The 24,035-nt window shown below is 42.0% G+C and carries 19 protein-coding genes and 3 pseudogenes; 18 read left to right on the top strand and 4 right to left on the bottom strand.

The features are described 5' to 3' along the window. Window positions 1-49: 49 nt before the first annotated feature. From MHB50_RS13950 to MHB50_RS13940, 3 genes are all read right to left on the bottom strand, one after another. A complete protein-coding gene (locus MHB50_RS13950) occupies window positions 50-859 on the bottom strand; it encodes a creatininase family protein (RefSeq protein ID WP_077110061.1) in 810 nt (269 codons plus the stop codon). A 16-nt stretch (window positions 860-875) separates the two neighbouring features. After that, window positions 876-2,264 (bottom strand): APC family permease, encoded by a 1,389-nt coding sequence (locus tag MHB50_RS13945; RefSeq protein WP_077110062.1) that lies wholly within the window; start codon window positions 2,262-2,264, stop codon window positions 876-878. 411 nt (window positions 2,265-2,675) lie between these two features. After that, window positions 2,676-3,449 (bottom strand): IclR family transcriptional regulator, encoded by a 774-nt coding sequence (locus tag MHB50_RS13940; RefSeq protein ID WP_077110063.1) that lies wholly within the window; start codon window positions 3,447-3,449, stop codon window positions 2,676-2,678. Between the two features lie 286 nt (window positions 3,450-3,735). Here MHB50_RS13940 and MHB50_RS13935 point away from each other — a divergent pair. From MHB50_RS13935 to MHB50_RS13850, 18 genes and pseudogenes are all read left to right on the top strand, one after another. Next, window positions 3,736-4,044: pseudogene (locus tag MHB50_RS13935) on the top strand (major tail protein); the annotation flags it as partial. 2 nt (window positions 4,045-4,046) lie between these two features. Further along, window positions 4,047-4,430 (top strand): hypothetical protein, encoded by a 384-nt coding sequence (locus MHB50_RS13930; protein WP_320074554.1) that lies wholly within the window; start codon window positions 4,047-4,049, stop codon window positions 4,428-4,430. A 209-nt stretch (window positions 4,431-4,639) separates the two neighbouring features. Next, window positions 4,640-7,096 carry a phage tail protein gene (locus MHB50_RS13925; protein WP_340083956.1) on the top strand — a complete coding sequence of 819 codons (2,457 nt, stop codon included), beginning with the start codon at window positions 4,640-4,642 and terminating at the stop codon, window positions 7,094-7,096. A gap of 9 nt (window positions 7,097-7,105) precedes the next feature. Next, window positions 7,106-7,885, top strand: coding sequence for a distal tail protein Dit (locus MHB50_RS13920; RefSeq protein WP_340083955.1), 780 nt, complete (start codon window positions 7,106-7,108; stop codon window positions 7,883-7,885). A 5-nt stretch (window positions 7,886-7,890) separates the two neighbouring features. Beyond that, window positions 7,891-10,410 carry a phage tail protein gene (locus tag MHB50_RS13915; protein WP_340083954.1) on the top strand — a complete coding sequence of 840 codons (2,520 nt, stop codon included), beginning with the start codon at window positions 7,891-7,893 and terminating at the stop codon, window positions 10,408-10,410. A gap of 18 nt (window positions 10,411-10,428) precedes the next feature. Beyond that, a complete protein-coding gene (locus MHB50_RS13910) occupies window positions 10,429-10,623 on the top strand; it encodes a hypothetical protein (RefSeq protein ID WP_067424482.1) in 195 nt (64 codons plus the stop codon). Between the two features lie 3 nt (window positions 10,624-10,626). Further along, window positions 10,627-11,202, top strand: a complete 576-nt coding sequence (locus tag MHB50_RS13905) for a hypothetical protein (protein ID WP_340083953.1) — start codon at window positions 10,627-10,629, stop codon at window positions 11,200-11,202. Continuing rightward, window positions 11,199-13,667: a glycosyl hydrolase family 18 protein gene (locus MHB50_RS13900; RefSeq protein ID WP_340083952.1), complete on the top strand. Its 2,469-nt coding sequence runs from the start codon at window positions 11,199-11,201 to the stop codon at window positions 13,665-13,667. Before MHB50_RS13905 ends, MHB50_RS13900 begins: the two co-directional genes overlap by 4 nt. Before the next feature lie 85 nt (window positions 13,668-13,752). Continuing rightward, complete coding sequence (locus MHB50_RS13895; RefSeq protein WP_096635223.1) at window positions 13,753-14,169, top strand: phage holin family protein; 417 nt, start codon at window positions 13,753-13,755, stop codon at window positions 14,167-14,169. Beyond that, on the top strand, window positions 14,166-14,867 hold the full coding sequence (locus MHB50_RS13890) for an N-acetylmuramoyl-L-alanine amidase (RefSeq protein WP_340083950.1): 702 nt from the start codon (window positions 14,166-14,168) through the stop codon (window positions 14,865-14,867). The genes MHB50_RS13895 and MHB50_RS13890 overlap by 4 nt, the downstream gene beginning before the upstream one ends. 195 nt (window positions 14,868-15,062) lie before the next feature. After that, window positions 15,063-15,299, top strand: coding sequence for an SHOCT domain-containing protein (locus tag MHB50_RS13885; protein WP_138202871.1), 237 nt, complete (start codon window positions 15,063-15,065; stop codon window positions 15,297-15,299). A 61-nt stretch (window positions 15,300-15,360) separates the two neighbouring features. Beyond that, a pseudogene (locus MHB50_RS13880) lies at window positions 15,361-16,919 on the top strand (recombinase family protein). Beyond that, window positions 16,889-17,353: a recombinase gene (locus MHB50_RS13875; protein ID WP_340083949.1), complete on the top strand. Its 465-nt coding sequence runs from the start codon at window positions 16,889-16,891 to the stop codon at window positions 17,351-17,353. Before MHB50_RS13880 ends, MHB50_RS13875 begins: the two are co-directional and overlap by 31 nt. Next, a complete protein-coding gene (locus tag MHB50_RS13870; RefSeq protein WP_340083948.1) occupies window positions 17,343-18,908 on the top strand; it encodes a recombinase family protein in 1,566 nt (521 codons plus the stop codon). The genes MHB50_RS13875 and MHB50_RS13870 overlap by 11 nt, the downstream gene beginning before the upstream one ends. A gap of 140 nt (window positions 18,909-19,048) precedes the next feature. Further along, entirely contained in the window at window positions 19,049-19,282 is a 234-nt protein-coding gene (locus MHB50_RS13865) for a single-stranded DNA-binding protein (RefSeq protein WP_340083946.1), read from the top strand. Window positions 19,283-19,344: 62 nt separating this feature from the next. Beyond that, the gene (locus tag MHB50_RS13860) at window positions 19,345-19,536 is read left to right on the top strand and encodes a hypothetical protein (RefSeq protein WP_340083945.1); all 192 of its coding nucleotides are present in this window, start codon (window positions 19,345-19,347) and stop codon (window positions 19,534-19,536) included. An 18-nt stretch (window positions 19,537-19,554) separates the two neighbouring features. After that, window positions 19,555-20,349, top strand: a complete 795-nt coding sequence (locus MHB50_RS13855) for a MerR family transcriptional regulator (RefSeq protein ID WP_340083944.1) — start codon at window positions 19,555-19,557, stop codon at window positions 20,347-20,349. A 37-nt stretch (window positions 20,350-20,386) separates the two neighbouring features. Then, window positions 20,387-22,214: pseudogene (locus MHB50_RS13850) on the top strand (ABC transporter ATP-binding protein). A gap of 166 nt (window positions 22,215-22,380) precedes the next feature. Here MHB50_RS13850 and MHB50_RS13845 read toward each other — a convergent pair. Beyond that, window positions 22,381-23,787, bottom strand: a complete 1,407-nt coding sequence (locus tag MHB50_RS13845) for a recombinase family protein (RefSeq protein ID WP_077110068.1) — start codon at window positions 23,785-23,787, stop codon at window positions 22,381-22,383. Window positions 23,788-24,035: the final 248 nt, after the last annotated feature.

Genomic DNA, 24,035 nt, shown 5'->3' with positions numbered 1-24,035 from the left:
AAAATCCGCAGAGATCACTCAATCGTTCTCTGCGGACTTTGATTGTATTTTATAAAGGTATTTCTTTTTTGCGGATGTCTACCTCAATTTCATTTTCACAGTAATGAATAAATTCGACCACATTTTCTACGAGTTGCTTATGATATTTTTCGCCATTCTCTTTAGTCGAAACGGTCGGATCCCCAACGACACCGATATTTAATGCGCCTTCGCGGTACAGGGCCACGTCACTCGGAACAAACACGGTATCCCCTTCAACAAAAGGATCATGGGATAGGAAGCGATGTTTTTCCTGAATGTTTTTGACCGCCTCTTCCAGATTGCACAGCTCCGGATGGATATAGAGCATATGGGACGTCTCCATCTCAGCCGCATGGCCGACTCCTCCAGGTTCTGACACCTTGATTTCTTTGCCAATTTCATAAGCGACATAAAAAGGGTCCAAAATTGAAATATAAGCACCTGTCTCATTCCGGAGTTTCGTCGCCGCAATTTTTAAAGGCGGCAAGTTTGCTTCACGGTGGCCATTAAAAATATGAATCTTCTCAAATCCATGGTAGATTAAGCTTTTACATACATCATAGACAAGTTCGATTAATGTTTCCGGCTTAAGCGTAATCGTTCCAGGAAATGCCATGTGATGGGGAGCCCATCCAAGCCAAAGCGGGGGACTCACGAGTATTCCCGATTGTTTTGCGGCCTCTTCAGCCACTTTGATGGCAACCATGGAATCCGTACCGAGAGGAAGATGTCTTGCATGCTGCTCAACACTGCCGATTGGCACAATGATGCTCTTCTTATGTTTTAAATATTCCTCTACATCGTGTGATTTATTTTCTTGAAGCCAGACGCTTTTCATAAAAAAACACTCCCTCTTAATCTTCCAATTCACTTTCATCTAAAAATTCCCAGCGTTTTCGAGAATAGGCAAAATACCAAATCGTAATAACGATGACCCATGAGATTCCGATCAGCAGTGGAATCGGCTCAATATAAGCCAAAATGGCCATTGCGGCAACTGTCGCAATGATCGCCAGCACGGGAATATTTTTGATATTGAGCGGATAGCGAAACGATGCCCGCAAATGGGGCTGTTTGATTCTTGTAATGATAAGCGCGATATTCATTAAAGCCATCATCAGCCAGTTGGAAAAAACAGCGGCGCCAACAGCAATCGAGATTGCTTGTCCAAGCCCGAAAGAGCTCATCAGTGTTGTAGCCAAAGCGATGACACCTGTAAAAATAATGGCATTGGCTGGTACTTTCGTTTTTTCATTCACTTTTCCAAAAATCGCCGGAATGGCTTTTTCGCGTGCCGCCGCAAATAGCATTCTGGAAGAACCGAGCAGGCACCCGACAGTCGAAGTGCCAGTTGCTGTTAACGCGGCAATCGAAATGAGCATGGCTCCTCCAACTGGAAGCACTTTTTCAACAGCCAGTGAAAGGGGAGCCGACGATTCACTTAACGCTTTAATGTCGGCGGCGGAAACGACCCCATATCCGGTGCATATATACAAAACAACGACCGTTGCCAAAGCCGAAATTTGTGCAAGAGGCAAATTCCTCCGAGGATTCTTTGCCTCTTCCCCCAGTGTAAGGACAGCCTCGACTTGCATTTGTCCAAAAGCAATCAAAGCGGTGGCAGCAAAGACTCCTGTCCATCCATTTGGTAAAAATTCAGGATACGTGAAAGGACCAGACGGATTGGAGAACATGGCGATAATTGAAATGACAAATAATGCCGCGACTTGAATAATGGAAAAAATGGTATTCACTTTCCCAGTCGTTTTAATACCGGCCAGTAACAGCAGAGTAATTAAAACCGAAACAATTGGTGCGACGAATTGGGGTGAAAGCGAAGGGAATAAATATTGAAAATAGCCGGCAAACCCCATATTGACCGCACCTGCGGCAAACGCAAAAGATAAGAAATAGAGCATAGAACAGAGCAATGCCATCCATTGTGCCAAATCTTTGGAAATGGGCAAAAAAGCAAACTTTGAATAGGCATAAGATGCTCCTTCATATGGCCATAGTGAAGCCATTTCTGCATAACTCAAGCTGGAGAGCAATGCTACTACTCCCGCAATTAAAAAGGCAACGAACAATGCCGGCCCCGCCTGCGCTGCGGCCGGGCCAATGACGGTGAAAATTCCGCCGCCAATTAAAGCGCCGACACCAACGCTCCATAAATCAATAAAACCGAGGCCTCTAGACAGCTTTGCGCCTTGGGCCCCGTCCGCGTGTACTTTTTGAACAGACATTTTCAACCCCCATATTCCGCATTGTGAAATAGTAATTCCATAATACGAATTTAGTTATATTTTAACACGGCGTGAATTATAATCAATAACTGTTTTGTGTTAACGTAAAAAATCTCAGCCGAGGCCAGCTTCGCCGACATAACACTTCGATAATGAAAAAGAGCAAAAGAAGCGCTTCGTTATATTAGTGAAGCTATTACTACAGCCATTTACACCAATGATGACGGAAACATGTGAGTGCTGAACATACTGTTCTACCAGGGATTGTTTTCAAAACCTGCATTACATCCAATACGTATAAGGATGGCTTGCAGGGCTTGTATCAAAGGTCGGGATGAATCCATATTTTTTACAATTATCCTAAAAAAAGCTTGTAGAGAAAATCTCATCCTTTCTCTACAAGCTGCTTTATCATTTGGAAGTCAAATAATCTGTTATTTTTTTGGAAGCATCGTTTAAAAGCTGTAAGAAATGTTCCAAGCTTTCGGTTTCAAAATCTTGCTCCAATCCAATAACACTCAAAGCGGCCACAATATGGCCCGGAGGGTGGTAGATCGGTACGGCAATGGCTAAAGTTCCAGAGTAAAGCTCACCCTTACTGATCGAATAGCCTTGTTCTTTTATTTTCATCATTTCGTTCAGGAGCTCTTCTTTTTCATTTAAAGTTTGTTCAGTAAAGGAGGAAAGCTCTTGATTACGAATATAAGTCCGAATATCTTTTTCGCTCAGACCGGAGAGCAACACCCGTGGACAGGCAGCGGCATATAAAGGAACTTTTCGGCCCACCTGGGGATAAACACGTACGGCTTTCATAGATTCAAATTGCTCAATATAAATGGCATCCAAACCCGATTTGACGGCAAGTTGAACAGAAAGCCCGGTCTTTTGCCGCAACTGTAGCATCGGCATCTTTGCCGCTCTTTTTATTTCTAACTGGGAGGAAACATAGCGGCTTTTTTCAAGGAAACGCATCCCCAACGATATTTTCATTTCGCCTCCTTTTTGTACCTTCGATAAATATCCGAACTTTTCAAAGGAACTGACCATCCGAAAAACGGTTGATTTTGAGTAGCCCGATAATGCAACGATTTCATCTAATGTCAGAGAGGCGACTTCTTCGGAGAATAAATCCAGCAGAGCCAATGCTTTTTCCAGACTGTTAATTTTGCTTCCTGTTTCTTTCATATTCACACACCTTAGTCATCATAATTACGAATCCAGTACTTATCATACAATCTTCACAGCAAACTGCAAAGAAGTGGGTGGATACGCGAACAATCAATAGTAAAAACATATGTAGTTTGAAGCTGGAGCCATGCTGGGAAATCGAAAAAAAGTATGAGTTCGGATGAAGATTTTCAAGAAAAGGGGGAGAAGAAAGTGAAGCAGCGGCCACCGCGATGCATGGGAGTAATGTCGCCGGTGCCTGCCAGCAGTTCATCTTTAAACATCTTAGGTGTGACCTCATCGTGGAGGTAGCCCTGTTGCTATTGGCTTTCGAGCGAAAAAGGCAAATGGGCAATACCGCTACTTCTGGCTATACAGGGTAAAGTTTGGTGTTCCCTCCACCAACCTGGCTACAAAGGGAGATTCTATCACTTTTTCCACACCAACCATTGAGGGAACTGTATCGCGCAGAAATAAATTAGATGGAAACGGCAACCATCCGTGGAAAGCGGAGGTCAATGCAGATGATGAAGGAGTTTTACCAGCTACCATCAGTGGTTGGTACACGGAAGTCTATGAACCTGTTTTTGCTGTTTCTGGTGGAGGTGAATAAGGATGGATAACGAAAGAAGTGCAATGATTAATATTGGCGGACAGGAACATGAGCTTATCCTTACGACCAAGGCTACAAAAGAAATTGCCCGTCGCTATGGTGGTTTGGAGAATCTGGGTGAGAAACTGCTGAAATCTGAAAACTTTGAGATGGCTTTGGATGAGATAATATGGCTTATTACTCTCTTGGCAAACCAATCCATTCTCATTTACAACCTGAAAAATAAAGAAGCCCCAAAGGATGTGTTGACTGAGGATGAGGTGGAACTGCTCACCTCACCACTAGAACTCGCAACTTATAAAAGTGCCATTACAGAAGCCATGTTTAAAGGCACAAAGAGAAATATTGAAAGTGAAGATAACTCAAAAAACACCGAGGCCGAGTAAGCGATGATGAATTGTTTACTCGGCTTCTTTATTACGGAACAGTTCATCTGAACCGTACTGAGGAAGAAACGTGGCTCACACCATTAGGGCTTCTCATGGACTTGTGGGATTGTCATCGCCAGTTCTTGGGGCTTACTAACCGGAAGCGAGAACTCTTCATTGAGGACATAATCCCCGAAGGATTGAATTAGAAAGGAAGGCGTTTACATATGGCTGATAATTTTGGCTTAAAGATTGGCATTGAGGGAGAAAAAGAATTTAAGAACGCCCTTCGTGATATCAATCAGTCCTTTAAGGTTCTAGGTAGTGAGATGAAACTCGTATCCTCGGAATTTGATAAAAATGATAAAAGTATTCAGGCGATAACCGCTCGAAATGAAGTTCTGAACAAGGCCATTGAGGCACAGAAGGATAAAATTTCTACGTTAGAAGCCGCTCTAAAAAATGCTTCTGAGAGCTTTGGCGAGAATGACAGGCGTACACAAAATTGGGCTATTCAGCTGAATAATGCAAAAGCCCAACTCAACGATATGGAACGGGAGCTAGAAGGGGCAGCTGATGAAGCAGATGATCTTGGAGAGGAACTTGAGGATACAGGTAATAGTGCAGATGAAGCCGGTAGCAAGTTTGAGAAGCTAGGCGGTGTCCTTAAAGGCATTGGTGTGGCGATGGGTACAGTTGCTGTTGCAGCAGGAGCTGCTGCTATAAAGCTAGGGAAAGAGGTAGTTACTCAGTTCGGGGAGTTAGAACAGAATCTCGGTGGCTCTGAGGCGGTATTTGGTCAATATGCCACATCCATTCAAAAAACTGGTGAAGAGGCTTACAAAAATCTCGGTGTTTCTCAAAGTGAGTATCTTGCTACGGCAAACAAAATGGGTGCATTGTTTCAAGGCTCTGGTATACAGCAACAGAGAAGTCTTGAGCTAACTGAAAAGGCTATGCAACGAGCGGCGGATATGGCATCTGTTATGGGTATCGATATGTCCTCTGCACTGGAGGCGGTCACAGGTGCTGCAAAGGGTAACTTTGATATGATGGATAACCTGGGTGTTGCTATGAACGCTACCAATATCGAAGCCTACGCACTTGCAAAAGGGCTGGATTTCACTTGGAACACCGCAACACAAGCGGAAAAAGCTGAAGTAGCCATGCAGATGTTCTTTGAGAACACAGAGCAGTATGCAGGCAACTTTGCCCGTGAATCAACAGAAACCGTCACAGGTTCGCTGGGTCTACTCCAAGCCGCACTCGGCTCGTTTACAGCAGGACTTGGCAATGCCGATGCAGATATGACGAATTTGACACAGAATCTTGTAGATGCATTCCAATCGGTTGTTGCTAATATTGTCCCAGTTTTAGAGAATATCGTAACTGCATTACCTACGGCAACAGGTGCGATATTATCAGCGGTAGGCGACTTGCTTCCTATGCTTCTTGGCACTGTAACAGAACTGTTTTCTCAAGTACTGGAGGCAATTCTGAATCTTTTACCAGAACTTATTCCAGCTACTGTTGAAGCTGTAATGACGATTGTTGGGGCATTGATCGATAATCTTCCACTCCTGATTAATGCCGCAGTGGAACTGGTCACTGCACTTGTAGAAGGCATCGGTTTGGCTTTACCACAACTCATACCAGCAACGGTTCTTGCAGTTACACAGATTGTACAAGGATTAACTGACAACTTGCCAATGATACTGGAGGCAGCCTTTCAGCTTATTATGGGGCTTGCCCAAGGTCTAATTGACGCTATTCCGCAGTTAATTGCCGCATTACCCGCTATCATTACCGCTTTAGTTGACTTTATCATTGGTGCCATTCCGCAGATTATCGATGCAGGTATACAGCTTTTGGTGTCACTAGTTGAAGCATTGCCGGAAATCGTTGCAGCAATAGTTGCTGCAATCCCACAGATAATTGATGGTTTAGTTACGGCGATACTTAGCTCAATCCCCCAAATAATTGATGCCGGGGTGAATCTGTTGATTGCCTTAATTCAAAATTTACCACTCATCATCACTACTGTGGTGGCGGCGATACCTAACATTATTACCTCGCTTGTCAGTGCAATTATTGGCAGTATCCCACAGATAATTCAGGCAGGTATACAACTTTTAGTATCACTGATTAAAAACCTACCTACTATTATCGTAGAAGTTGTCAAAGCTGTCCCACAGATAATCGCAGCTTTAGTTAAGGGTTTTACGGGTTCAATTGGGCAGATGGCTCAAGTTGGTGGCAATCTCATCAAAGGTCTATGGCAAGGAATCTCTGATGCGGGAGCATGGCTCTGGGGGAAAATATCCGGTTTCTTTGGGGGTGTGGTGGATAAAATCAAAAACTTCTTTGGTATTCGCTCACCTTCTGCACTTTTTGCAGGACTTGGTGACAATATGGCACAGGGGCTTGGTCAAGGCTTTGAGAAGACGATGGCGCAGGTTGGTGAGGATATGCAAAATGCTATCCCCACAGACTTTAGCACACCAGGTATAAACCTTAGCAGTTCTATCAATGGGTCAGTCGGTACTGGGGGTTTTGGTGGTTCGCTTATCACCATACAGCAGATGATAGTTCGATCCGAGGACGATATCCGCAGGATTTCGCAGGAACTGTACAACTTGATGGAAACCGGCTCGAGGGCACAAGGACGATTCAATCCCGCTTAAGGAGGGAGGATGAAAATGGGGTTCACATTTAACGGCATATCATCGCAATCAATGAATATAAATGCTAGGCTTACAAACTGGCAAGCATCACCCTCATTGCGAAACTCCTTTGTAACTATACCTGGCAAGCCTGGTATTGCTGACTTTGGTAGCGATATTGCAGAGAAAATAATCACAGTTCATTGTAATGTATATCCACAATATAAATTTTCTAAACTGGTATCTGTTATGGATAACCTTGCTGATTGGCTGAATCCTGAACGTGGGCTGAAACAACTTGTGTTGGACGATGTACCTGACCGTTATTTCACTGCCCGTCTGTCAGAAGCAGTAGACTGTGACAGACTCATTCTTTCAGCCGGCGCATTTGATTTGAAATTTGTTTGCCCAGATCCCCATGCCTACGCTTTAACGGATGAAACCTATACCATAACAGCCGAGGGAGAAAATACCGTTACGAGGCTTAAAGGCAATGCCGACTCCGAACCCGTGTACTTGATAAAAGGAATAATTCCATCAGGAACAAACACATATGTTTCCATTCAGACTAACAATGAAGAAATTCGTGTTATTGGCCCTTTGTATGATGGTGAAACATTAATCATTGATACAGGAAAGGTCACAGCAAAGGTCGTTGATACTAGCGGCGAAACACTCCGTAACGGTCTACCGCTTATGCAAGAACTCAATTTTCCTGTACTTCATAAGGGTAACAATACTGTGACGGTTAATCCTGTAGGTGCAGATTTTATGGAGCTTAAAATACAAGCAAAAAGCCGATGGAGGTGATGCAAATGGCAATTAAATCAATATTGACATCACAAACTGATTTTACTGGTGAGTTTCCTGTAAGTGAGAATACCCTTGCTCTTTGGCGATTCAATGAGTCTGGACCTGACTCCGATGTTAAACTTGTCGATGCGAGTGGTCACGGTCGGCACATCGCTATATCGGGATGGTCTGGCACATCGGCAAGTCTCCCAAGCGGTCGTTATGGACGATTTTTTCGTCAGAATATTATTAATCCGACATCAGAGAAAACCCACTTAATTGCAAAGAATGATGGTACATTTTTCTCCAATCTAGGCGATAAAGTCGCAGTAGGTGGATGGATAAACCCAACTACCTACTCTGTGGGACAGACCTTTATTCCGCTGTTTAATACAAGACAAGGTCCGGGTCAACCTATTCTATACTTGTCCCTGTACCAGGGCAGACCTCGAATGATGTTATATAACTCTTCTGGTTCACTGATTCTCGACCAGAGTGAAACACCAAGTTTTAACATGGTTAACGGCGGGTGGTACTTTATTGCAGCAATTATTGAAGTGAGTGCCAAGACATCGCAGTTTATTCTTTGTAACCGAGCAGACGGAACGGTCTGGATTGCACCCAAACGGACATTCACGGGAACATTAAATCCATCTTGCACAGCCGATATTGTGATTGGAATGCATGCAAATCAGTATTATTATGCAGGTGGATTTGATGATTGGTTTATCGAAGTGAATTCACAGCTTACAATTGAGGATTTAGAACGACATTTCAAACAGTCATTGCTTGCCAACGGCGGTGATACTAGTGGTGCGATTGATGCTATTACAGAACCTGGTGTGGTAACTCTCCTCAAGGACAATAACAACAGATATCCTGAAGCTGGGCAGCTTACGACTATAGCTGCGGAATGTTCTCTTGCGGGTAGTGGTCGAGTGTCTGTGACTTCGGAGTATACAGCAGGTGTGACTTCTATATCTACTATAGAGACGTCTACGTCAGACGATTTGCAGGATTGGTCGGCGTGGCAGGAGGTGGGTTCCAACGGCGAACTGGTTTCTCCAAACCGTGACTTTATTCGTTATAGGATTACACTTTCAACTATTGATCCCTTGGTTACACCGAAACTTTTGGATATCACACTTCACGACATACCGAAAGCTCCATATGAAAAACTGGGTTTTGCTAGGCCTGTCGTGCTGGACGAGAATGGTGCATGGGAAGCAGTACTTGAAAATGCATATGACATCATCGTAACGGGAGAGATTAACGGCGCAGATACTTTGGAATTCAAACTCCCATGGAATGATAGCAAACGTGTACATTTAGATAATGAAAAACAGGTTCAGGTTGCGCATGACATTTATCGCATAAGGACATTGACAGATGAAAAAGGAGCAGATGGAACAGGGATTCTGACCACCGTATATGCGGAAGCGGCATTTTATGATTTGACCTTTTCAGATGAAAAACAGCCGCGAGAGTTTAATGCCGATTTACCTTCTGTTCCAATGAGCTATGCATTGGAAGGCACAGGATGGTCTCTTGGTGTAGTTGATGTCACTACCAAGCGAACATGGCAATGCCAAGAGAAGAATGCATTGGCCATACTCAGAATGACGCAACAGATTCACGGTGGGGACTTAGTATTTGATAGTCGAAACCGTCTTGTGAGTTTACTAACATTTAGTGGTAGAGATAGTGGTGCATTATTTGCGTATAAGAAAAACCTTACAAGTATCAAGAGAGTTGTTGATACCCGCTCTCTGGTAACAAGGCTATATGCCTATGGTAAAGATGGCATGACCTTTGCCACTATCAATAGTGGCAAGGAATATGTAGAAAACTATGAATATTGCAATGAGGTGCGGGTTTCAACACTCGATCTTTCGAATTTCACAAATCCTTATCAAATGCTTGAGTTTACGAATATGCGACTCGCAGAATTTTCAAAGCCCCGTGTTTCCTATGTGCTATCAGCGATGGATTTGTCTGTGCTGACAGGTTATGAGCATGAAAGGTGGTCACTTGGCGACATTGTGACGGTGGATGATAGAGATTTGAATCTTACTATCAAAACAAGGGTTGTTCGCAGACAATACAATCTTCAGGAGCCATGGAAAACTGTACTTGAATTATCATCAAAACTTCGTGAACTTGGGGATACGTCTTCTAGCATTCTCGCTGATCAGCTCGGCCAAAGCAACCTCATTGGGCAGGAAATTAAAGATATGGTGCCGTTTAACCATCTGCGTAATAGTAGAGCAGACGATGGCTTTGCTTATTGGCAGAATTCAGGTTTTGAGGTGGACACTGAAAAAGGTGTGACAGGTACAGCTTCATTTAAAGCGGTAGGTTCTGCAACCTCTACAAAAAGTATGGCTCAAACAGTATACCCTGCATCCCGCCGTAACTACACCATATCAGCACAAATAGGATCAGAAAATCTCCAAAAAGGTATAGATGGACAAGTGGGTATCGAGGTAGTATTTGAGTTTGAAGATGGAACTACTGAAACGAGATTTATTGACCTGTTTTAAGAAAGGATGGTGATTGATTTGGCTGTATTTCAACAAATTGCTCGTGATGCAACACCTAAAGGGTATGGGAAGCTTCACTCTATCACCATTCGGTTGGTAGTTTCAAACTGCACGGGAGAAGTATATTTCACTGACATTATGCTGCAGGCAGGTTCTATAGCCACTGGCTGGGTCGGTCATGTATGCGAAATCAAGTGGACGAACGACGGGTAGGTGATGGCTATGCAGGAAAGTAATTTTATACGTTTTGCGGAAGTCATAAAAGTAAAATCAGAAAAGCATATAGTTAGTATTACTGTGCGTCCCATTATTACCAACTGTACGGGTTCGATTTATTTCTCCGACCTACAACTTCAGGAGGGTGACAAGCTGACAGGATACACGCTACACACGGAAACGTTCCTAAAGCATTCGCCTAATCCGGTACGTTTCCACAATGGTGTAGTCCGTAGTGGAGACACAATCATTATTTTTAACCTCGGAGAAACTTCAAGCGGGCTAGATTGTTATATCTACCCCCTGCAAGCTATGGAAGCTGGCAGTATTCAGCTTTCACAGGGGATGGGTTCACATAAGGTAAAATTTGATTCAGAGGCTTACCCAGGTGATGAATTTGCGCTTAAGGCTTCAACAAGAGAGTGTTTGAGAAACGGCTATCCCACGCCGAAACATGGATACTTTCAATACACAGCCGCTACCGACAGTAAGCACCAAGTAAAGCTACAAGACAGAAAATCTGCTAGGGTATATTTCGAATACAAAGAAATGCTGAAAGGGGATCTGCGTCCATGAAAGATTATATTAAGGGTAAACGCTGTATGGTATGGTCCTTCATGGGCAATGCTCGGATGTATCAGGCTTTGAACGATTACGGTGACCGCTTAGATACTGTTGGTATTTTCACTTTTGAGGTAGACATCACAGGCACGATAACGGAAACAGGTACTAGCGTTTCTTCCCTTACTCCATATCGTACAAAGTGGCCACATATCAAATGGTTACTTACCATTATGAATCATGGGACAGAGAGCATATTTACGGCTCTGAGAAATAACGAAGGTGGTGCAAAGTCGAAATTCCTCTCAGAAATAGTACGTATTATGAACAAACACCCTTGGTGTGCAGGTGTAGATATCGATTTAGAGCGCGGTGGCGGATTTGAGAACCGTGCTGCCGCAAATGCTCTATTTGCTGATATATACTCGACTGTTAAAAACTATGATTCATCAAAACTGGTCAATATCTGCTTACCTGGAATGACGGGTGTGCAAGGATCAGTTGGTGGAGAAAATTGGTGTGTTTATGCCGACCTTAACGATTATTGTGATACGGCAGCAATCATGAGTTATGGCATGGCATGGGCAGGTTCAGCTCCAGGCCCAGTATCACCAAGGAGCTGGCTTGAAGGTATCTACAATTATGCTATTATAGCTATGTCACCACAAAAAGTATATATGGGTTTACCTGGTTACGGTTGGAATTGGCAGATTTACGACTATCCATCCAACCTAGGTAAGACTTATCGCGGTACATCGAACACTTACTATGCAGCTAAGAACTGGATGACTGGGGTGTATAACTTTACAAATGATCAGCCTCCACAACCATTTATCCCAATCATTGCCTACTGGGATGATCACGATAAAGTACCATGGGCGCTGCCACATGTCTACGATTATATGGAAGGCTGGGACGCAGTATCACGAGAAGCTCCTATTATTGCTGAAACATATAATCGGCGAAAATATCTTACTTGTTATGGGAAAACACAAAAGTCGGAGTTTGGAACTATATATGTTAACCGAGATGGTGAACCAGACAGCTACACAGATGGTGTTGTGGTTGGTAATGGAATGATCACTCTTTCGTCAAGTGAAGGTAAAGCGGAGTACAACTTTACAATTGACAAATCAGGTACTTATGATGTAGTTGTACAGCTTTGCTTTCCGTTCTGGGATAAGAATGGTATCACAATTGCAATTGACGGTACAGTGGTTAGCTACTCAGAGAATCGTCTGTGGTGGCCATACTGGAGGAAAACTTTCTGGGCAGAACTTGCCACTAATGTAAATCTCCTAGCAGGAACACATAGCATCACGATTGAAGGTGGTGTAGTTGGTACTCAATTTTATGGTTTCCGGGTTTGTTCTAATTTTAGTGAATATCCTTCTGCTGGAGAGGCAACCTTCAGTTTATCTCCACGAAGCTTCAAAGACGTAAATGGTAACATGGCTGTTCCCGACAAAGGGTTTAAGCTTACTACAGAGGTTTTGCGCCGTAAGCCGGATTCAGCGTTAGCTTGGTATGAAGACTTTAGAGATCCCTTCATCCTGCCAGAAAGCTACTGGCAGACGTTATCGGGGAGTTGGAGTGTATGGCAAAATCCTGATGACAATGGCAATCGCCCGTATTCTCAGCTTGAAGGAAGTGGTCAGCTTGCCTGGAAATACGACAGCTTTAGTGATGTGCATATTCGTGCTAGAATTGCCTTTCCTATGAGCGGTAGCGGAAGAGCAGGAGTGTTTTGTGGGAATGTGTTTTGTTGTATCAACATTGATGCCCAACAAGTGGAGCTTTACCAAGGCTCTACATTACTTGGTAGTTATCCGGCAAGTTACTATAAGACTTCAGATGCTGACATCCGCACAAATCCGAATATGTATCTCATTGAAATGAGGAAACGTGGAAATAAGGTGCGTGTCTACTCTGGGAATTCCAACACACTCCGTTTTACTGCAAACATCTCAAGTACGGGTGGCTATTGTGGGATTCAGTCCGATGGGCATATAAAATGTGAACTTCTCCGCTTGGGAGATGCATGGACTTATGAACCTTACGAAGCCTTTGATGTCACCATGCCAGACGGATCACTTATGCAGTATGGCAGAATTGCTAGGAATGGTGTAACTTGGGATAGTAAGTTTCATGTATTTACTCTTACAGCTGATGTAGAGGAAGCCTCCACCAGAAGTGAGGATATTTCCATGGATTATGACTTTTATCATAGTAATCTCTTGCAGATACCATGCAATGCAGATTATACAGCGAAGGTTATACCAAAGGACATAAACGTCTGGATATCTCGGCTGTTTCTCGGTGATGCAGATGGCTTTTCAATTTTGTACTATCAAGATGTGGATTCGCTGGTCTACTGGTCAAACGAAGCGGCTTATCGTTGGGACCTACGGGGTATTGCTATCTGGTCATTGGGACAGGAAGATATGCGTCTATGGGAAGCTTTGCCAAAACAAATATAGAGGAAAAATAAACTATACAAGTATACGCTTGCCTATTTCAGTTGGCGTTTTTTTTGTGTAATCAGAATGATAGGAGGTTAAGATAATGAAGGAAATTTGGAACTGGATTCAAGTGACATTTGCTGCTGTTGGTGGTTGGCTCGGATATTTTCTCGGAGGATGGGACGGATTTTTATATGCTTTACTTACTTTTGTTGTGATTGATTACATCACAGGTTTGATGTGTGCTGTGCTTGATAAGAAACTATCCAGCGAGGTAGGCTTTCGCGGCATATTTAAGAAAGTACTCATCTTTTCATTGGTAGCAATCGGTCACATTATTGATAAAAACGTTATTGGAGATGGCTCTGTTATACGAACAGCGGTCATCTTTTTTTATCTTTCAAATGAAGGCATATCTATACTTGAAAATGCTGTTCATGTTGGTCTGCCTGTACCACAGAAACTCAAGGATATATTAGAGCAGCTTCACAACAGAAGTGAAAAGGAGGACTATAAATGAATCTACGTAAATTAATACTTACGAACAATGCCTGCTACAAAGCAGGCAAAACTATAACACCAAAGGGTATAATGGTTCACTCAACAGGGGCTAACAACCCGTGGTTGAAGAGATATGTTGGTCCGGATGACGGTTTGCTAGGAAAGAATCAATACAACAATCATTGGAATCAGGATAAACCCGGAGGTCGTCAAGTTTGTGTCCATGCTTTTATTGGTAAGTTAGCAGATGGCTCCATTGCCACATACCAAACATTGCCTTGGAATCATCGTGGTTGGCATGCTGGAGGGGATGCGAATAATACCCATATAGGTTTTGAAATTTGCGAGGACGGTCTAACCGATGCCTCGTATTTTTCTGCTGTTTATAAGGAAGCAGTAGAGCTTTGTGTACATCTTTGCAAACTCTATGGACTAAGTGAGAAGGATATCATCTGTCATAGTGAAGGCTATAAGCAAGGTATAGCCAGTAACCATGCGGATGTTATGCACTGGTTTCCTAAGCATGGCAAGACCATGGATACCTTTAGAGCAGATGTTAAGAAACTTCTAAGCGAAGAAGAAAAATCAGCAGAACCAGCGAAAAAGAAATACTATCGTGTACAAATAGGTGCATACACTGTCAAAGCAAATGCTGAGGCACAGCTTGCAAAAGCTAAAAAGGCGGGATTTACGGATGCATTTATTAAGTATGATTAATCAAGGGGAGCGAGTTAATAAGCAATTATGCTTTAGCTTTACAGAGTTTCCCTAAAAATATTAACTATTAGATGTATATAGCCTGTGGGGGTTATTCCCTTGCAGGCTCTTTTTTTATGCTCTGATTTTATTTTATTTTTACAAATCCTCAACTTCGACCTGTTCCCGCGGCTATTAGGTAGGAGGTGATTCTACGTGAATCAGCATGAGGATAAAAAAGTAATGAAGATCTCAGATGGGGTTATAGACAAAAGCATCGAGTTAAAGAAAATGTCACAGGAGCAGCTACAGCGTGAGTTCGATTATATTCAAGCAGAGAAATTACTTAGAAAGATGCTCCAAAAAGGTTTAATAACAGAGGCAGAATTCAACAAGATAGACGCACTCAACCGCCAAACTTTCTCTCCTTTTTTAGCAGAGATAATGCCCTGAAGTCGTTGATATATAAGGGTTTCAGAGGTAATATGTGACCTACCAAGAAGGAGGTGAGGCGATGAAAAAGATAACGAAAATAGAAGGAAATAAGGTTGCATCGATTATCAAACCTAAACTACGAGTGGCCGCATACTGTCGTGTTTCTACGGGTAGTGATGAACAGTTAGTAAGTCTACAAGCACAAAAATCCCATTATGAGACTTACATAAAGGCAAACCCAGAATGGGAGTATGTTGGCTTGTATTATGACGAGGGAATTAGTGGCACCAAAAAAGAAAACCGAACGGAACTTCTAAGGATGCTGTCAGATTGTGAAAACAAGAAGATTGACTTAATTATTACAAAGTCCATTAGTAGGTTTGCAAGAAACACTACGGATTGTTTGGAGATGGTTCGTAAACTGCTGGACCTTGGGATTTATATCTATTTCGAGAAAGAGAATATCAATACCCAATCAATGGAAAGTGAATTAATGCTTTCTATATTAAGCGGGCTTGCAGAAAGTGAGTCAATCTCCATTTCAGAAAATAACAAGTGGGCAATTCAAAAGAGATTTCAGAACGGAACTTTTAAGATTTCATATCCACCATATGGTTATGACAACATTGACGGTCAAATGGTGGTAAATCCTGAGCAAGCAGAAATTGTGAAGTATATTTTCGCAGAAGTATTATCGGGCAAGGGTACACAGAAAATAGCAGATGATCTTAATCAAAAGGGTATTCCCTCCAAAAGAGGCGGTCGTTGGACTGCTACCACAATTCGAGGAATTCTAAAAAATGAGAAATATACCGGGGATGTTATACTGCAAAAAACCTATACAGATTCCCGTTTTAATAAGGCACCAATTATGGTGAGAAAAACAGATATTTAATAGAAAATCACCATGAGGCTATTATTAGCCATGAAATGTTTGAAGTAGTAGAAGCTGCCTTAAATCAAAGGGCAAAAGAAAAGGGTATAGAAAAGCGTAATGATAAGTACCAAAATCGGTATTCTTTCTCCGGAAAAATTATTTGCTCGGAATGTGGTAGCACCTTTAAAAGACGAATTCATTCATCCGGCACAAAAAAATATGTAGCCTGGTGTTGTAGTAAACACTTAAAGCAGATAACAGAATGTTCAATGCAGTTTATTCGAGATGAGGATATAAAGACGGCCTTTGTTACTATGATTAACAAGCTGATTTTCGGTAGAAAACTTATTCTACAACCACTATTAGATGCTTTGCGTGGAATGAGCAACTCAGATAACCTTTCAAGAATTCAGGAATTAGAGAAGCAAATTGAAAAAAATGCAGAACAGAGAGAACTGCTTGTAAAGCTTATGGCAAAGGGTTATCTAGAAGCTGCCCTTTTTAACAGAGAAAACAATGAACTGCAAATGGAAGCAGATAGTTATATGGGGCAAAAAGAAGCTTTAATTCATGCTTTAAATGGAGAATTATCAAAGGTGCAGGAAGTCAGTAACTTAATAAAGTTTACAAATAAGGCTGAAATGATAAACACTTTTAACGAGCAAATTTTCAATGAACATATTGAAAAAATTATCGTTTTCTCAAGGGTAGAGATAGGTTTTGTTCTGAAATGTGGAATCACACTAAGGGAAAGGATGTGAGAAAAGTGGCGCATACGCCTTATGGCTATAGGATAGAGAATGGAATAGCAGTTATCGATGAAGAAAAAGCTGAAAAGGTTAGGAATTTATATAAGGGTTACTTATCAGGCCTTTCCTTATCGGTCGCGGCAAAGTCTGCTGGAATAGATGCTTATCATGGAACTGCTGGAAGGATGCTAAGAAATGAACGTTATCTTGGTGATGATTATTACCCTGCCATCATTGATAAAGAGACATACAAAAGAGCAGAAGCAGAGAGGTTAAAGAGAGCAAAAAAGCTAGGTAGAATTTTTGAACCCAAGATAGAAGATAAACCTACTATTTCTAAAAAATTTACCATAGGACAAGTAATTCAGAAGTATACAAATCCTTTTACACAAGCGGAGTATGTTTATAGCTTAATAGAAAGTGAGGGACAGCAAGATGGCAGTTAGTAAAAATGTAATGATTATACCTGCAATAAAACGCATGGGCAACAATCGAAAAGAAGATGAAACACCAAAGCTTCGGGTCGCAGCTTATTGTCGAGTTTCAACCGACAGTGATGAACAAGCTAGTAGTTACGAAGTGCAGATTGAACATTATACTGAGTTTATAAAGAAAAATTCAGAGTGGGAATTTGCAGGGATTTTTGCTGATGATGGCATCAGCGGTACAAATACAAAAAATCGTGATGAATTTAATCGAATGATTGATGAGTGCATGGGTGGGAAAATTGATATGGTTATTACCAAATCAATAAGCCGATTTGCTAGAAATACCTTGGACTGTCTACAATACATCAGGAAACTTAAAGATAAAAATGTAGCGGTATATTTTGAAAAAGAAAATATCAATACACTGGATGCCAAAGGTGAAATTATGCTTACCATTATGGCATCCTTAGCGCAACAAGAGAGCCAGTCATTAAGCCAGAATGTAAAGCTTGGCTATCAATACCGATACCAACAGGGAGAGGTAATGGTCAATTGTTCTAGGTTTTTAGGATATACCAAAGATGAAAATAAGCGATTAGTAATTGTGCCGGAGGAAGCTGAAATAGTCAAAAGGATTTACCGAGAGTATCTTGAAGGCTCCAGTATGGATAAAATCAAAAAAGGACTTGAAGCTGATGGCATACTTACAGGAGCGGGGAAAAAAAGGTGGCATACCAGTACTATAAGGAAAATATTAAGCAATGAAAAATACATTGGTGATGCACTGCTCCAAAAAACTTATACGGTAGATTTTCTTACAAGAAAGAGGGTTGTGAATAACGGAATCGTACCTCAGTATTATGTAGAGAATAACCATGAAGCCATTATCCCACGTGAAATTTTCATGCAGGTACAAGAAGAGTTAGTTCGTAGAAGTAGAGGACATATAAGTACTAGTGGAAAGAAAAGAAACTTTAGTTCAAATCATGTATTTTCGCAATTTATCTTCTGTGGAGAGTGTGGCGAAATATACCGTAGAGTTCATTGGAATAATCGAGGTAAAAAATCGATTGTTTGGAGATGCGTCAGTAGACTTGAGAATACAGGGTTAACTTGTCATTCCCGAACCGTGCTGGAGGATATGATAGGTATTGCTACGGTAGAGGCAATTAATAAACTAATAGGGCAAAAGGATGGCTTTTTAGCTATCTTAAAGGAAAATATAGAAACAGTGATAAGTGAAACGGGCAATAATGTTGTTTCCGAGATAGATAAAAAGCTAGAGGAATTACAAAAAGACCTTTTGAGACTGGCCAATTCCAAAGAAGATTATAACGATATAGCCGATGAGATTTACAGGCTCAGAGAGGAAAGGCATAAGGCTTTAGCAGAAGAAGCTGGTAAAAAAGGCTCCAAGCAAAGACTAGAAGATATGGAAAAGTTCCTAAATGAACAATCCACCCTCCTTGAGGAGTATGATGAGCAACTAGTAAGGAGACTTATAGAGAAAATAACGGTTTATGATGACAAACTAACTATTGAATTTAAATCTGGTGTAGAAGTAGATGTATAAACATAACCTTCATGAATGACCACCATTCAGGAGATATATTCTCTTGATTGGTGGTTTTCTTTCATTGACTGGAATTGGTAAAAGACATATAATCTTATTAACAATGTTGTTGATATTGTTATTGATAAGGAGATGACAACATGAGTGATGTTAATGAACTACTAGAAGAAGCTATTAAGGAAACTGAAAACTTGAATGAAGGTGAAGTCTTTCTTGTTAAAGATTTGTTCAAGGGTTATGTATGGAATAGAATACCCAGAAAGGATCGACTTCTGCTTGGGACTTTATTTTTAAACTACGTAAATAAACTGGAAGGTAATATAAAGGCGATTGAAAAGACCTCATCTAACCAGCAGAGGTATCAGAAGGTTTGAGGATATAGCAAAACTATTATGAAGGGCAATAAAAAACTATAAATTATATTAGGGTGTATGGGGTGGATGCTTTGCTTAATTTAAGGCAATTAGTAGATAGTTTTTTCTTGCTTGTTCAGTGTAAGAGTATTGAAATTTATAATGAGTTTAGCCCACCACATGAACTGGGGATATTCGTACGTGAAAAGCTTACAAACGAAATTATGCAAATAAAGAAACGCTTGATTCTTACGTTACGTAAAGTTGTACAATGAATTCGGAGGTTGATTGAGATGATGAAAGAGCAAATGTCCATTGGAGAATTCTCCCGTATAGCCCGTGTCAGTCCACGCACGCTGCGATTTTATGAAGAGCAAGGCTTGCTCAAGCCAAGCTATATTAGTGATTCCGGGAGAAGGTATTATCGCCCGGACGATCTAATTCCGCTACAGCAAATCATTGCATACAAATATCTTGGTTTTTCACTGAAAGACATTAAAGCGATCATGTCCGGACAAGCGGAGGACAGTAACGCCTTGCTACGATCTTTGCGAATGCAGAAGCAGGCTTTGGAGCATAAACAGCAACACATTCAGCAAATATTGAAAGCGATTGATCATGCTGCCGCGGTACTTGAAGCCGAGCATAGGATAGATCCGCAAGTGATCTCCTTCTTGATTCACAGCATCGTGACGGAGCAGCAGCAGATGGAATGGATGTCTGATTGGTTTCCAGAGCCGTTGATTCAGAGAATAAAGGAAAATTTCGCGGACGAAAGCAAAGAGCGGGACTGGAACATGCGCTCGACATTGATCCTTCAAGACCTCAAACAAGCATTGCGCAACCATCGTCCAGACTCCGAAGAAGTCCAGCAGCTCATCGAGCAATTTATGGCTCTCGCTAACGAACTGATGGGCGACAATTGGTACTTTATGAATGAATATGCGGATCACTTAGAAAATATAGAACTGCCCGCTGCGATCGGCACCCCGTTTACAGAAGAGGAAGAGAAATGGTTTGCAGAAGCGTTCGAGTACTATTCCATAAAGAAAGGACTGTTTTCAGATGGACACAGAGAGAGTGAATAATCATGACCAGGGACGACAATGGCGGAAGTTTTTGCGAATGTTGCGCAGTGCCGTTCCCAGGAGAGGGCTGTTTGCCGTTGCCATCATCCTAAGTGTATTGGAAGCTGCAGGCGGCTTGATTGTGCCGCTTTTCACCCGTGATTTGATTGATCAATTTGCGGCTAGTGGTCTCGATATCGGCGTCATCATTTGGCTCATAGCGGCGTTTTTTGTGCAGGCGGCTGCGGGCGGATTTTCCTACTATTTCATGACGTATATTGGCGAGATGTTCGTGAGAAACATCCGATTGCGCTTGTGGAATCACATTCTCAAACTCAAAGTTTCCTACTTTGACAAGCACGAATCCGGCGAGCTGATCAGCCGTGTTACACAGGATACGAACACGCTTAAGACACTAATAACGAACCATCTCGTCACCTCCATCTCCGGCATTCTTTCGATCATCGGCGCATTAGCGATCCTGTTTGTCATCGACTGGAAAATGACGCTCATTATGCTTTCCGCAGTGCCAGTGTCCATGCTGATTTTGGCTCCATTAGGCAGACTGGTGTACAAAATTTCCTTGCAAATGCAAGATGAGCTTGCCGCTTTCAGCGCGGGACTCGGTCGCGTGCTCAGCGACATCCGTCTTGTGAAATCGCACAATGCCCAGTCCGTTGAGCGCGAACGGGGCGAGCGAAAGATTGCCAGCTTGTTTCACTTCGGCATGAGAGAAGCACGCATCCAAGCATTCGTCTCACCACTAATGACAACCGTGATCATGGCCGTGCTGGTCGTCATCATCGGATACGGTGGAGCGCGCGTTTCCGCCGGTGATCTGTCTGCCGGAACACTGGTTGCTGTCATTATTTATATGTTCCAGGTCGTAGTGCCATTCAGCATGCTGGCACAGTTTTTCACCGCCTTTCAAAAAGCGATGGGAGCGACCGAGCGCATCCAAGAGTTGCTATGCACTGATCCAGAGCAGTCAACAGGACGCATACAGCAAAATCAGCAAAATGATGATCCTGACCATCAGGAGCCAGACCGTCAATCGAAGTCTGATTTCGCAACCGCGTTAACGCTGTCTGCGGACTGGGAGCAATCGGAAGATGCGTCATACCAAGTCGCAGCCCATCCACTTCCAGGACGTATCCTTTGGCTATGGGCAAGAGGACGAGGTGCTGCGCAGCTTAAACTTCACGATTGAGCCGGGGCAAACTGTCGCCTTCGTCGGGCCGAGCGGTGCCGGTAAGACAACGATCTTCTCCTTGTTGGAGCGGTTTTATGAAACGTCGGCGGGCAGCATCATGCTCGGAGAGCAGAACATCGAACAAATTCCGCTTCACGCTTGGCGGGAAGGGATCGGCTACGTCCTGCAAGAAAGCCCGCTCATGTCAGGTTCGATCAAAAGCAACATCACGTACGGGCTCACGCGTCCGGTTACCGACGACGAAGTGCGCGAGGCTGCGCGTCTGGCTAATGCCGCGGCATTTATCGAACAATTGCCGTCAGGATACGACACCGAGGTTGGCGAACGGGGCATCAAGCTGTCCGGTGGTCAGCGCCAGCGCATCGCCATTGCTCGCGCTCTGATGCGCGATCCAAAGCTGCTACTTCTGGACGAAGCGACGTCGAATCTGGATAGCGAATCGGAAGCACTTGTCCAGGAAGCACTGCAAAACTTGATGCATGGTCGCACGACGCTTATCATCGCGCATCGCTTGTCAACCGTCGTTGATGCAGACCAAATCATCTTCCTGGAGAATGGCATCTTGACTGGCCAAGGAACGCATGCTCAATTGATGGATGGACATGCATTGTACCGTAAGTTCGTTCATCAGCAGATGAAGCAAGAATCCAACTTCAGCGTCTATACATCCTAGGGACGCAATCGGCGATGTATTCATTTTTTCGATATGTAAAAATTAATCGATATATTCCCGCCTACCGATAGTGCAAAAAGTGGCGATGACGTGTTTCCGACTACCGACAATGTAAAAGACATCAATCCACCCCGATCGTTGCATGTAGAATGCGTTTGTAACATAATTAGAAAGCCCAATCAATAACAACCTTATTTTCAAAGACCGTGATTCTATCTATAAGCGTTGCAATGACTAATCTTTTCTTATCAGTCTCTTCGTTCTCCCAGTCGAAATTGGGTAATTGAGAGACTGTTTCTTTTATTTGCTCTAAGTGTTTCACATCTTTTTCCTTTTTTAATTCATTAATTCTGTTTGAAATACCTTCTTTGTCTTCATTTAGTTTTTTGATTTTATTTGATATTACTTCGGCAGGGATGTTACCTAAGCTGTATAAATCAACCAAGTTGGATATTTGTTTATCGATGCCACCCAACTTCTTTTTAAGTATTGAGACTTCTTTATTTTTATCGTTATTCTTTCTTTTGTATTGCTCGAAGTTACCAATATTGACTTTTTTAATCTCACTTATGATATAATTTTCAATATCTTCTTTCGCTTCTTCTTTTTTATTGCAATATTCGTCGGCAATACCTTTCCTTTTTTTAATTATTTTATCAGAACACTTGTAGTATTTGTTTCTTTCACCATTTTTTAGCAATCCTCCGCTTCTTCCGTTCATTCTAGCTCCACATAAACCGCAATAGATTATCCCAGATAATAGATAGGTTTTTCTAAAAGGATTCGTTTTACTTGTTCGTTTTGCTAACAATTCTTGAGTTCGATTAAACAAATCCTCTTCTATTATAGGTTCATGTTCGCCCTCATAAATTTCCCCTTTGTATTTCAATTTTCCTATATAAATGGGATTAGAAAGAATGTTGCTTATTGTTGTTTCAGAAGAAAGAACCCCAGGAAACTTTTCCCTAACATTTTCTAATATATTAAAAATACCGTGACCTTTGTTGTACCTATCATAGATGTATTTGACGCATTGTGCCTCGTATTCATTGATAATCAAACTGCCATCAATGTAATCATATCCTGTGACTATCCTTGCACCACCACCTCCACCATGCCACTTTCCACTCTTTGCTCTCGCTTCTTTTCCCATTATAAAACGTTCTCTTATTTGTTCCCTCTCTAGTTGTGCAAAAACGGAAAGTATACCAATCATAGCTATTCCAAAGGGAGTAGATGTGTCAAATGATTCGCTCATACTAATTAAGGCTACCCCATTTTTTTGAAAAATTTCTTCTATCAGAAATAAAGTATCTTTCTGTGATCTACTTAACCTATCTATTTTGTAGACTAACACAGCGTCAATGGATCGAGTTTTTATTAACTTTATCATTTCTTGCATAGCTGGCCTGTCTAAATTAGAACCAGAAAATCCAGGATCCGAATATATTTTAGCAACATCATAACCTTTAGCTTCAGCAAAAGATTTTAGCCTTTCTTTCTGTTCTTCTATAGAATAACCTTCTTCAGCCTGTTCGTGTGTAGATACTCTTACATATATAGCTGCATTCATAAATTATCCCTCCTTTTTAAAAAAAGGCGGGCTGTCCGAAAAGTAAAATTACAGCTTGAATACTAAATAAAACAAACCCAAGATTGCTGTAAAATCAACATTCTTGGGTTTAATATTTTAGTGCCTTTACTCTCAATTGGATTTTTTAGACAGTCCCTTTATAACTACAAAATGCTCAGGTAATCAAAGGATCCTTAATTAGTTTAAAATATGCTTTTTACCACAATTGGTCTCTTTCAGCACCCAAT

The organism is Siminovitchia sp. FSL H7-0308 (genome assembly GCF_037980985.1).
Taxonomy (GTDB): domain Bacteria; phylum Bacillota; class Bacilli; order Bacillales; family Bacillaceae_C; genus Siminovitchia; species Siminovitchia thermophila.
Note: the sequence above shows the minus strand (reverse complement) of the source record. Positions and strands in the feature narration are given on the sequence as shown.